10 protein-coding genes are annotated in these 12983 nt (G+C 34.7%); 3 read left to right on the forward strand and 7 right to left on the reverse strand.

Annotated features, from left to right (window positions below):
• Nucleotides 1-88: 88 nt before the first annotated feature.
• On the reverse strand, nucleotides 89-988 hold the full coding sequence (ilvY, locus tag J3U35_RS02205) for an HTH-type transcriptional activator IlvY (RefSeq protein ID WP_267352206.1): 900 nt from the start codon (nucleotides 986-988) through the stop codon (nucleotides 89-91).
• Nucleotides 989-1188: 200 nt separating this feature from the next.
• On the opposite strand from ilvY, the gene prfC reads away from it, so the two are divergent.
• Complete coding sequence (gene prfC / locus J3U35_RS02210; protein WP_267352205.1) at nucleotides 1189-2781, forward strand: peptide chain release factor 3; 1593 nt, start codon at nucleotides 1189-1191, stop codon at nucleotides 2779-2781.
• Nucleotides 2782-2854: 73 nt separating this feature from the next.
• On the opposite strand, the gene J3U35_RS02215 is transcribed toward prfC, so the two are convergent.
• The 4 genes from J3U35_RS02215 to J3U35_RS02230 are packed head-to-tail and all read right to left on the reverse strand — an operon-like array spanning nucleotide 2855 to nucleotide 7620.
• A complete protein-coding gene (locus tag J3U35_RS02215) occupies nucleotides 2855-4096 on the reverse strand; it encodes a hypothetical protein (RefSeq protein WP_267359257.1) in 1242 nt (413 codons plus the stop codon).
• A complete protein-coding gene (locus J3U35_RS02220; protein ID WP_267359259.1) occupies nucleotides 4086-5513 on the reverse strand; it encodes a glycosyltransferase family 2 protein in 1428 nt (475 codons plus the stop codon). Before J3U35_RS02220 ends, J3U35_RS02215 begins: the two co-directional genes overlap by 11 nt.
• A 5-nt stretch (nucleotides 5514-5518) precedes the next feature.
• Nucleotides 5519-6442 (reverse strand): hypothetical protein, encoded by a 924-nt coding sequence (locus J3U35_RS02225; protein WP_267359261.1) that lies wholly within the window; start codon nucleotides 6440-6442, stop codon nucleotides 5519-5521.
• Nucleotides 6430-7620, reverse strand: a complete 1191-nt coding sequence (locus J3U35_RS02230) for a YaiO family outer membrane beta-barrel protein (RefSeq protein ID WP_267352201.1) — start codon at nucleotides 7618-7620, stop codon at nucleotides 6430-6432. Before J3U35_RS02230 ends, J3U35_RS02225 begins: the two co-directional genes overlap by 13 nt.
• Nucleotides 7621-7947: 327 nt before the next feature.
• Here J3U35_RS02230 and ptrA point away from each other — a divergent pair, with 327 nt between their 5' ends.
• Nucleotides 7948-10842 carry a pitrilysin gene (gene ptrA, locus J3U35_RS02235; RefSeq protein ID WP_267359263.1) on the forward strand — a complete coding sequence of 965 codons (2895 nt, stop codon included), beginning with the start codon at nucleotides 7948-7950 and terminating at the stop codon, nucleotides 10840-10842.
• A gap of 120 nt (nucleotides 10843-10962) precedes the next feature.
• Here ptrA and J3U35_RS02240 read toward each other — a convergent pair whose 3' ends face one another.
• Nucleotides 10963-11328, reverse strand: coding sequence for a hypothetical protein (locus tag J3U35_RS02240; RefSeq protein ID WP_267352199.1), 366 nt, complete (start codon nucleotides 11326-11328; stop codon nucleotides 10963-10965).
• A gap of 48 nt (nucleotides 11329-11376) precedes the next feature.
• Nucleotides 11377-12000 carry a transcriptional repressor LexA gene (gene lexA / locus J3U35_RS02245; RefSeq protein ID WP_267352198.1) on the reverse strand — a complete coding sequence of 208 codons (624 nt, stop codon included), beginning with the start codon at nucleotides 11998-12000 and terminating at the stop codon, nucleotides 11377-11379.
• A 374-nt stretch (nucleotides 12001-12374) separates the two neighbouring features.
• Here lexA and coaE point away from each other — a divergent pair, with 374 nt between their 5' ends.
• Nucleotides 12375-12983 (forward strand): dephospho-CoA kinase, encoded by a 609-nt coding sequence (gene coaE, locus J3U35_RS02250; RefSeq protein WP_267352197.1) that lies wholly within the window; start codon nucleotides 12375-12377, stop codon nucleotides 12981-12983.

Raw genomic sequence — 12983 nt, forward strand, 5'->3', positions numbered from 1 at the left:
ATAGTTGCGTATCATTCATTGCAATCAAAAACATTAACAATCCTGTTAATGTTAGTTTTTGAATGACAAATCCATTATAAATTATTTTCTAATTTTTGGTATGATTTAGATTGGATAGGTTCCAAAATGCCGCGATAATTTTTTCGGATAATCGCCTTTTTTGGACACACATTCCTATGTCAAAAGGTTGCATTAAGTTGGTTGACCATTCAGTAATACGCTCTCTTATTCTTTCGGGACTGTTTTCCATCACAACTTTCGGTAATAGGGCAACACCGCAGCCTAATGCCACCATTGAGACAATGGCTTCATGTCCGGCAACGGTGGCATAAATTTTAGGGCTGGTAATTTTCTGTTGCTTAAACCAAAGATCAATACGTTGTCGGCTTGGGCCATGCTCAGGTAAAATGAAAGGGATATTATGCCAATCGGGCTTTTTTTGATGAAGTTTATCACTAAAGGTGCTATTAAGTTTGGGTATTAACAAAACCATTTCAATTTCACCAAATTTTAAAAATTCAACACCAGCAGGCAATTGTTTCGGTTTGCCTGCGATAGCGAGATCCGCCTCGTTAGACTGGACTTTTTCAACGGCATCTGCCGCATCGCCAGTTGATAATTTGATTTCAATCAGTGGGTAATGTATACGAAACTGGTCTAAAATGTCGGGTAAATGGCTGTAAGCGGCTGTCACTGAACAAAAAAGTCTTAATTCACCAATGAGCTGTTGATTGGATAATTCTAACTCTTGTTTTAATTGCTGATGTTGACTAATAACTTGGAGTGCAAAACGTTTGACCTTTTCGCCAACTTGGGTGATTTGAACTTGCCGATTATCACGTATAAAAAGCGGATGACCAAAATAGTCTTCCATGCGTTGGATTTGCCGTGATAAAGTCGATGGGCTAACATGCATAGCATTAGCTGTCATGCCAAAATGACACGTCTCACATAAATGTAAAAATAATTTCAAATCACGAATATTCATAGAAAGTTCCGTTTTGATAAAACTTTTGCGTAGTTCAGCGCTATTTTATACTGTAAATGTACAAATTGGCTAGGCTAGTGAAGATATTATGCAGAGATAATTAAATAAGGAAAATCACAGGTAATACATTCATGGCAATGCATAGCGATACCTGTTAAAATGCTCGATTATTTTTGTACAGGTTAATGAACGTTAATTTTATGACAGAACAAGCTTATTTAGACGAAGTTAATGCTCGTCGCACTTTTGCTATCATTTCGCACCCTGATGCCGGTAAAACCACGATTACCGAAAAGGTTTTGTTATTCGGTCACGCAATTCAAACTGCCGGAACGGTAAAAGGGCGGGGAGCCAATGCTCAACATGCAAAATCTGACTGGATGGAGATGGAAAAACAACGTGGTATTTCTATCACAACTTCTGTGATGCAATTTCCATATAATGATTGTTTAGTCAATTTACTTGATACCCCCGGGCATGAAGACTTTTCGGAAGATACCTATCGCACATTGACAGCAGTGGATAGCTGTTTAATGGTCATTGATGCGGCTAAAGGGGTGGAAGATCGTACTCGTAAATTAATGGAAGTGACACGGTTACGTAATACCCCAATTTTAACTTTTATGAATAAGTTAGACCGTGATATTCGTGATCCAATGGAGCTGCTTGACGAAGTTGAAAACGAGCTTAATATCCTATGTGCACCGATCACTTGGCCGATTGGTTGTGGTAAGTTATTTAAAGGCGTGTATCATTTGAAAAAAGATGAAACCTATCTTTATCAATCGGGTAAAGGTCACACTATTCAGGATGTACGTATTATTAAAGGGTTAAATAACCCCGAATTAGATACAGCGGTGGGTGAGGATTTAGCTCTGCAATTGCGGGAAGAGCTAGAACTGGTTCAAGGTGCATCAAATGAGTTTGATTTGGATGCTTTTTTATCTGGTGATTTAACCCCTGTCTTTTTTGGTACAGCGTTAGGTAATTTTGGTGTCGATCATATGCTTGATGGCTTAACTGCTTGGGCGCCAACACCACAACCTCGTCAAACGGATAAGCGAGAAGTGAAATCCTCAGAAGAAAAATTTAGTGGCTTTGTCTTTAAAATTCAAGCCAATATGGATCCAAAACATCGTGACCGTGTGGCTTTTATGCGTATCGTTTCGGGTAAATATGAAAAAGGCATGAAGTTACGCCATGTGAGGATTGCCAAAGATGTGAATATTTCTGATGCCTTGACATTTATGGCCGGTGATCGTGAACATGTCGAAGAAGCTTATGCAGGTGATATTATTGGATTGCACAATCATGGTACGATTCAAATCGGTGATACGTTTACGCAGGGTGAAGATTTTAAATTTGTTGGTATCCCTAATTTTGCGCCTGAATTGTTCCGACGGATACGATTAAAAGATCCACTTAAACAAAAACAGCTATTAAAAGGATTGGTGCAGTTGTCAGAAGAGGGAGCTGTACAGGTATTTAGACCCTTATCCAACAATGATTTGATTGTCGGAGCGGTCGGTGTGCTGCAATTTGATGTTGTGGTTGCGCGCTTAAAATCGGAATACAATGTAGAAGCCATTTATGAACCGGTGAACGTCACAACCGCCCGTTGGGTAGAATGTAGTGATGTGAAAAAATTGGAAGAATTTAAACGTAAATGTGAACAAAATTTAGCGCTGGATGGTGGCGATAATCTTTCTTACATTGCACCAAGTATGGTGAATTTGAATTTAACACAGGAACGTTATCCGGATGTTGAATTTAGAAAAACACGTGAGCATTAATGTAAACTTCATTTATCCGTTTTTGGTATAACCGATAATGCCAATTAAGAAGAGCTAGGTGACTAGCTCTTATTTAATCTTCTTCAACATCAAGCCCATTAATAGCAAAACCATCGAAAGAACTCCAGTTTGAAAATACTTCAGTCAAGGCATTAATCATGCCAAATAGCTCATCTTCTTTACCTTCAAAGCTAATTTCTGTGAAGTCAACTATATGATCAGTTGAATTAACATCAGAATTCTCATCATTTGACCCTTCTTCGATTTCACTATTCGTTTGGTCATAGGAGTAATATTTTTCGAATTCTTCACTGAGTATACCATTTTCAAGGGCAATAACGATTTTATGAAGATTTTCATCTCCCCATGATAACCATTTAGCACTGATATCATAAATTAGTTCATAATCAGTACGATAAACCATGATAATATATTTTAAGGAATAAGGTTCAATATACTGGATAATTTGCTTGCTTTGATTAATATCTTTTAACCAAAATGGGACTACAATCTCAATTTTTCCTCCCCAACTTTCACTCAATTTTTTTATCGCTTGTGCCCATTGTTGCCAAATCAGATCTTTATTTTGGTCATAATCACTTAATAAATAGGGTTCTATATCATATTGAATTCCAGCAAGACAAGGTTTATTTATACGTCGCTGACAGAATTGCTTAATTATCTGATTACGTTCAATCGCATTTTGTAAACCACTTTCAAGTATCATTTCTGCTGCTCCTTCAACAGCAATGATCTCAATACCATTTTGAAATGCGATGTCTAAGAGATTTATTAGCTGTTCTTCATATTCAATTTGCTGGTTTTCAATAAATAATTGTAAATAAATCTGATTGATCCCTTTTGATTTTATCTTTGTGATAAATTGGTTAGGTGAGTTATTCCATGTGGTTGCTTTCCAATTCCACATAGCAAGATTGCGGTTTTTTTCCGGATAAGTTAAGTTATCAATCAGTGTATTTGAATGTGTTGATTGTTCAATGTCCAGTTTTGGAAAATTTGAACTATCTGGTTGAGGGGATGTATCAAGTGATAAGGGTTGATTTTGATCAATCATAATTGGAACCGGATCACTCATTGCTACCTGCTCAATAATTTGCGTTGTATTTACCACGGCGCTTAAAACCGAATCGCTATTAGGATTCGACAAATCATGTTGCAATGCCGTATCGTATTGGCTCGTTTCGGTGTTTTTAAGGTTGTTCAACATCGACACATTACCCGCAAAAGCCGCAGGCATGACAGTAATTAGAATAAATAGTACATTGCTTGATAGTCGTTTAATGTTATTTATCAAATTTAACTCTCTCCATTTTTCCCCAAGATAATTTACCTTTTTTCAAACGGAAGAAACCTTTAAATTTCCAATATAAACAGATTTGTCGATAGCCAAAATTATCAATTAGCGAAATAAAAAGTAGTGATACAAAATATCTGATTTTATCTAATCCTCTTAGCAAGAGGCCGTCAATGGCAATGGCAGTCGAGGTGATTAAAATATTGTAACTAATAACAAGTAAAAAATAGGATAAAATTAAATTACCATCAACCACATCAAAATAACAAAAAAGGGGTAATAATATATAACCTAATAATTCAGCAATCGGCCCTAAAATATCGGTTAAAATCGAAAAGGGTAAAAGAATAAAACTTAATCTTTTATATTTTAACTTAAAAGTAAACTCCCGAAAATGCAAATAAGTTTGCAATGCACCGATATGCCAACGTATTCGTTGATTCTTTAATACTTTCCATTTTTCGGGTACTTGAGTCCAGCATACCGCAGTTGGGACATATTCTATTTTATAATTGGCTTTGGTATCATAGATTAGTTTATGTAATTTTACCGTAAAGTCAAAATCTTCACCAACCGAGTCAGCCGAAAATCCACCAATTTTTATGGCTAAATCTCGACGGAACAAGCCAAATGCGCCTGATATAATCGGTAATATTTTAATATGATTCCAGGCCACTTTAGCCATTAAAAATGAACGCATATATTCCAATGCTTGTAATTGAACAATGTATTTTCTTGATAGTTTTATTTTTGTTACCACCCCTTTATTAATCAAACAACTGTTGGCAACTCGAACGGTTCCACCCACGGCAATAGTTTTAGGACTGTAAATAAAAGGAATAACCGCTTTAGTTAATGCATCGGGTTCTAAAATGGAATCAGCATCAATGAGACAAACGATAGGGGCTTGGCTTAAATTGATTGCCGCATTATGTGCATCAGCTTTGCCACCATTGACTTTATCTATCACGCGAAGACGGCTATCTTTTTGAGAGATATAAACCCCTCTTATTTTGGCATGAGATAGGTGATTTTGTTCCACATTATTTAAATGATGGGCGGTTTCTTGTAATCGAAAATGGTCATAAATTAATTGAAAAGTATTGTCGGTTGAGCCATCGTTAATCACAATAATATCAACATTAGGGTATTCCGTTGCGAGCATCGATTCAATACTATCGATAATGGTAACGCTTTCATTATAGGCAGGCATAATAATAGAGATAGCCGGTAAAATACCTTCATTCTTTTTAATATTCTGAATTTTTTTATCGTTATCTCGCGCTTTAATTAGGACATAAACAGAAATGATAAGTTGCAAAAAATAGATGAGCACTTGTAAAAGTCCGACAATCATTATGAGAATAACCAGCACTTCCATGCAAAGCTTGATTGCATAGTATAAATCATTGTTCATAAAGTTTACCCGTGTTTAATTTTGAAAATATTGTTGTTTTTATCGAGGATATGGACAAATCGCTTAGTCGTAAAATCAAAATATTCTGTTATCAATTCTTCAATACTACATATCTTTTCTTGATAGCAGAATTCATTAATGAAATTAAGTAGATAACAGCTGTGAATAATACCGGAAGAACTATTTTGTAAATCGATTAACGATTCATAAAACGCCCGCATATAATCGCGTCTATCTTCTTTGGCTAACATAGCGTAAGGCGTGATATAATTTATAGAAATTTGGGTTAAGATATTAGGTAGATTATCAACAATTTTGCTAAATTGTTGATTTGATAGTTCGGTTTCAAACTCTAAAAGCTTATAGGATGGAACTAATCGTAAAAAACAAAATAGACCATTTTGCGATATTGAATTAGACAATAAGATTATGAGTTCAGCAAGAGTCACGTTAGGATTACTGATCGCTAAACTCAGCGCTGCTGCAACAGCAACTTCTTGGTTATGGTTTTTACAAGCATGTTTCAACGCCGCAATGGTTTGTGTGGAAGGGTAGTAAGACAACATGTTTGCGGCATCAATGCGTTCTTTCGTCGTTCCTTTTTTTAATAAAGTGCGCAATTTTTTTTGAAATACTTCATTTTCAAACAGCGGTAATACCGGTTCAAGCTCATTGAACTGTTTTTCAGCAAAAAAAGCGGCAATTAAGTCAACGGAATTTAATGCATATTTCGATATTTTGCTTGCATAAAAGGCGTTTACTTTACTTTTTTGTGCAATCAAATCGATTAATTTTAGTTTTAAATCATTAAATCTTTTCCGATGATATCTTCGGTCAAGATAAATTATTGACGTGATAAAAACAATTATCAGACCAGCAAAAATCATACTGACATTGTAAATATTCATATACCGTATTAAAATGTCCATTTTATACCACATCCTAATGTTTTCTTGTTGTACAAATTACGGTTGCGGTTGGTGTCTTTTCGACCTTCAGCAGTGTAGTTAAATTGAAGACTTAATCTGTCAGAAACATCATACGTTAGCCCAACGAAATGTGCTTTCGCTTTGATTAATGAATGATTATAGCGGTTAGAACGATCTGATGTTTCTTGAGCATTTGAGTAACCGATAAATAGATGCAATTTTTCGATTGGTGTTGCGGTTAGCTTAATTAGAAAACCGTTGGTATGATTATTATCCTGATCATAAGTATTGTACCACTTACCGGCAATTGATAATCGGTCATTCAAGAAGTATTGCTCAATCCCTGGCGTAATACTTTTAATATTTCCGTCGTTGTAGTGGTCGAACTTTAAATCCAATGTGATATGAAGGGAATTAAAATATTTATTTGTTGATGATAATAATACATAGTCAGCACCACTTGCTAAAGTATAACGTGCAAAGAATTTTTTCGACGTCGCGGTAAAGCCTGATAAGTAGCCGTAAGCACGATCATTTAGCGTATGCCAAAATGTTGTACCAATTCTTTGATCATTCATATTAAAACGATGAGATTGAGCAACATGACCTGTAATCGTACTTGTTTTAGATAGTTTGTAAGATAGCGCAAACTCCATTTCGTTCCAGTCAGCATAAGATTTTGTTAAATGACTATGAGTACCTGCAACATTGAGTGTCCAGTAATGAATCGATTTTTTGATGTCAGTGATTGTTTTTTTTAATGTTAACAATTGGGTATCATTGGGTGATTGCGTTAAATAGTGATTGAGTAGTAATTCAGCTTCACTTGGATTATCAATATTTTGTGCTAACACAACGCTGACCAATCCGTATTGGGCATCGACATAATTGGGGGCTAAGACTAAAGCCTTGTGAAACGCTTGTTTTGCTTGATCTAAGTTTTTCAGTGCATAATAGTTAAATCCAAGTTGGACTAGTATGTCTGAATTAGTTGGTGATAGTACAAGCGCAGATTCTAATTTTTGCGCAGCGAGATTAAAATTTTGCATTTTTTTTGCTTCAATGCTTTCATTTAATAATTGTTCTGCTTTGATTGCGTTATTTCCATAAATTGGGTTTGCTAATATAGTAGAACTGTAGGCAAAAAAACTTAGCATTAAGACTAACTTATAAGACATAAAACCACCTTAATTCAATATATTTCAAAATCTATGTTTTTATTTTTATTTGTGTATGAATCAAAGCACTATTGAAATGATGTAAATTAATCAATGAGTTGTTCTGAATCAGCAAAAAATAGAAATCTTAGGTAATATCACAGGATGATGTAATTTTAATTACATGGTTTAGGTTATCCAAACGCGTGGATTATATAAAATACATATAACAAAGAATAGAAATATTTGGTGTAGTTTTGTTTAGTTTGATAGCTATTGTTTATTTATGTTTTTTTGCCCTTAATTGTTGAATTAAGACTATAATAGTTTTTTAAATGGGAAAATTATATGAATAAGATGAAAATTAAATTGATTATTTTTACTGCGTTAGGATTCATTATTTCCAACTCTTCTAGCGCAATTGATAATAAGCTTGTTCACCCTGTATTATTGGAAAAGGTACAACAAAGTGAACGAGATAAACGTCAATATGAAGTGATTGAGTTACCAAACAAAATGCAGGTATTACTGGTGTCTGATCCCAATGCAGTCAAATCGCTTGGCTCACTAGCGCTACCGGTTGGTTCATTGCAAGATCCAAAAGCACAGCAAGGCTTAGCGCATTATACTGAGCACATGGTACTTATGGGCTCAAAAAAGTATCCTAAACCAGCAAGTTTTTCTAAATTTTTAAGCCGTCACACCGGCAGTTATAATGCAAGTACTGCCGCACATCGTACCGCATTTTATTTTGAAGTTGAAAATAGTGCTTTTGATAAAGCATTGGATTATTTAGCTGATGCCATTGCCGAGCCTATCTTAGATCCTAAATTTGCCGATAAAGAACGCAATGCCGTTAATGCCGAATTGACTATGGCACGATCCAATGATGGTTTTAGAATTGAACAAGTTAATGCTGAAACCATTAATCCCGAACATCCTGCATCACAATTTTCAGGGGGTAACTTAGAAACATTAAGTGATAAGCCAGACAGTAAACTACAAGATGCCTTAGTCAATTTTCATCACGATTATTATTCTGCCAATATTATGGTCGGGGTCATTTACAGTAATCAATCGATAAATAAATTGGCAAAATTAGCCGAAGATACCTATGGAAAGATTCCCAATCGCCATACTATTGCGCCAAAAATTGATAAGCAGGCAATGACGTCGGATACGTTAGGTAAACAAATTTATATGATTCCTGCACAACCTAAAAAGTTGTTGTTATTGCAATTTCCCATTGAAAACAATTTAGCTAAATTTGCCGATAAAAGTGATGAATATATCACTTATTTAATTAGTAACAGTAGCCAAAATACATTATCTGACCAACTTCAAAAACAAGGATTAATCGAAAGTATATCCTCCTCGATTTCACCTAATCGATATGGCAATAGTGGTATTTTTAGTATTAATGTCAGTTTAACCGATGCAGGGCTTAGCCAGAAAGATAAAGTTATTGGCGCTATTTTTAATTATTTGCAGTTAATTCAAAAAGAAGGTGTAACCGAAGCTTATTATGAGGAGTTTAAGAAAGTCTTAGATTTAGGATTTAAATATCAAGATATTGAACGGGATATGTCCTATGTTGAATGGTTATCGGATCAGATGTTGCTATATCCAATTCAAAATGTTCTTAATTCAGATTATATTGCAACGCATTTTGATAAGTCTGCAATTATCGCCCGACTAAAAAGTTTAACTGCCGATAATGCCCGGATATGGACGATTTCACCGAATCAAGCAACCAATAAAACCGCTTATTTTGTTGAAGCGCCTTACAAAATTGATAACATTACTAAAGAAGAAAAATTAAATTGGACAGCGTTAGGTAAAGATTTCTCGTTTACCTTACCAGCGCTCAATCCTTATATCCCCGATGACTTTTCGATTGTAAAGCAAAGTGAAACTCCATTACCAGCCGTTGAGTTTAACAAACGGGGAAATCATATTCATTTAGCTAGTCAATATTTTAAACAAGATCCGAAAGCTGCCATAGTGGTTTCATTGCGCAATAACGAGGCATTTAAAGATGTAAAATCACAGGTCATTTTTTACTTACTTGACTATATTGTCAGTCGAAATTTAGCGCAGTTAGAATTTCAGGCTGGTGTCGCAGGTATGTCTTTATCATGTTCGGGTGATAATGGACTAATGATCACTGCAACAGGCTTTAATCAACATCTGCCAGATATGATAACCGCTGTCTTAAATAGCTATCGAAATGTTAATATTGATGAGCAAAGTTTAGCATTAGCGAAATCCTGGTATCTTCAAAAACTTGATGCCGCCGATCATGCTAATAGTTATTTATTATCGATGCAACCAGTTAAAGCTTTATCTTATATTCCTTACTTCGAACGCAGTGATAAACGCCGAATAACAGTGGATATCAGTGTGAATGATGTATTGGCTTATCGAGATAAGTTACTGTCGAAATCCGTTCCTTATATGATCAGTTTAGGGAATATATCGAACGATAATTCACTCAAACTTTATCAGGAAATACAAAAAACGTTGGATGCGAATATCGAGTTTGAACCAAAACCAACGATAAAAATAACATCGACACAGACAGCAAAAATTACGCAACATGCAACTTCGAGCGACAATGCTTTAATGATTGGATATATTCCAGCGAATTATAGTGAAATCGAGGGACAAGTTTTAAGTTATACGCTAACCAAAATGATTGAACCTTCTTTTTATGAGCAGTTGCGCAGTAACGAGCAGCTTGGTTATGCCGTGTTTACCATTCCGTTTACCATAGGTGAGTCGTCAGGATTAGGATTTTTAATTCAAAGTAATCAGTATGATCCTGATTATTTACTTAAACGCTATCAAGATTTTTATCCTAGCATGTTAAGTAAATTGAAAGAATTATCCGATCAAGATGTTGAGCAATATAAAAAAGGCGTGCTCAATGAATTGACAATGCCGCCACAAACGCTAGAGGAAGAATTAAATCTTTATCTGTCAGATTATCGTTTATCACGCTTTAAATTTGATTCACGTGAGAAAAAAATCAATCAATTGAAAAAAATTACCCAACAAGATTTGATTAACTTTTATACCCATTCTGTTATGGAGCATAAAGGTTTAGTACTAGCGTCGCAGGTACTGGGTAAACCATTAGAAGGTTCCAAAGTACCACAAGCTATTAATGGTAATGAGTTGACGGATTTTGACAATGCTTCAAGTTTACAACATTCTTTGTTAAGTGAAATGACTAAATAATTTTGATGTTAATAAGGTTTGTTAAAACAGAATGTAAAATCACATAACTGAAATAAAAATAAGGTAATTTTCACCGAAATTACCTTATTTTTTTATCTGAATTTTTAGTTAAATTGAATATTAATGGTAATAATCAATAGTATTATCTTCATTATGGTGGTCATTTGAACCCGGTATCGCTCGGGATCGTTCGATTGGCACGTAACTACCACTTGGCGTTTCAACTTGGCATTCACTTAAATAGATTGAGTATTTGGTGTTGGCATGCATACTTTCACCACGAAAATAACAGTGAACCGCACTAAATAAGTGATTTCGACACAATATTGCAATAGCAAGCCAAACCACAAGAATAGCAATAGCCACCCATTTTAAACGCCGCCAAAGAAACGACCAAAATCCTTGTTTACGAAAACGGCAATAAACAAAAATGAGGATAATAACGGCAACAAATCCTAACGCTTCAAATAACCAAAATAGCCACATACCATTTTCTCCTGAATTAGCTATAATTTGTGACTATTTTATACTAAGTTACAACCATGATCCATTGCGAATGATACCCACAGCTATGCCTTCAATAGCAAAATTTTGTTGTTCAAGATCAACCAGAATCGGAGAAAATTCACTATTTTCGGCAATCAAATGTACATATCGACCTTGGCGAGATAAGCGTTTAACTGTCACTTCATCTTCAATTCGTGCCACAATAACTTGTCCATTTTTAACATCCTGAGTTTTATGCACCGCCAGTAGATCACCATCCAATATACCGATATCTTTCATTGACATTCCCTGTACACGTAATAAAAAATCGGCATTGGGTTTAAATAAATTGGGATCCACTTGATAATAACTTTCAATATGTTCTTGAGCAAGAATCGGTGAACCGGCTGCTACTTGACCAATAAGCGGTAGACCTTCCGCTTCATTTTTTTCATGATTTTCAAGTAACAGGCGGATACCTCTTGATGAGCCAGCAATCATTTCAATAGCGCCTTTTTTGGCTAAAGCTTTTAAATGCTCTTCTGCTGCATTAGCTGAACGAAAACCTAATATTTTAGCTATTTCTGCTCGTGTTGGTGGCATTCCGGTAGTCTGAATATTATCTTTGATTAAATCATAAATTTGCTGTTGGCGTTCAGTTAATGGTCTCATTCGATTTTCCTGTTTATTTATACAGATATATGTGATTATATACAGCTAAGTTAATAATGCCAACCCTTTCTTTCATTGATTTTTATTTTATTTCTGCTCAACAAGGTTTAATTGTGTTTATTAAGGTGAATGTTATCTGACTTTTGTTACAAAATAACTGAGGTTGAATTTTAACCTGTATATCAACAATAATTGATAATAGTTTAAATATATTCATAATGTTATAAAAAATGATTGTGCGTTTAATTTTGTATATTGGATTGGGCTGTTTTACGATGCGTTTTCCTTGTTTTGTTTCAGAGATTAAGGTTATATAATGAAGGCCAGTAGTATGATATACTAAGCAAAATTGTTTTTTTAATTGGAATTGTCTCATGCCTTATGTTGTTGCACTCAGTGGTGGAATTGCCAGTGGTAAAAGTACCATTGCACATCTATTTGCTGATTTAGGGGTTCCAATTATTGATGCTGATATTATTGCTCGCCAAATTGTAAAAAGTGGCACCTTAGCATTTTCTCAAATTGTTAAACATTTTAGTCAAGAAATTGTCTTACCTGACGGTGAATTGGATCGTCGTCAATTAAGAGAAATTATTTTTAATAATGACCATGAACGTCTTTGGTTGAACAGTTTATTACATCCGATTATACAGCAAGAAACCCAAGCTCAAATTGAAAAGCAAACTGCTGATTATGTCATTTGGGTGGTACCATTACTTGTTGAAAATAATTTACATCATTTTGCTGATCGCGTATTAATGATAGATATACCTGAATCATTGCAATTAGAACGTCTTATGAATCGTGATCATATTGTTGAGTCATTAGCCCGAAAAATGATATTTTCACAGGTTTGTTCTGGCAAACGTTTGTCGTATGCTGATGATATTATTATTAACAATGATGATTTAGATTCATTAAAACAGCAGGTTTGTAAATTACATCAACAATATTTAAAAAATTCAAAAATTAAGAATGGATAA

This window comes from Gilliamella sp. B2717 (assembly GCF_026536675.1).
In the GTDB taxonomy this organism is placed as follows: Bacteria; Pseudomonadota; Gammaproteobacteria; order Enterobacterales; family Orbaceae; genus Gilliamella; species Gilliamella apicola_I.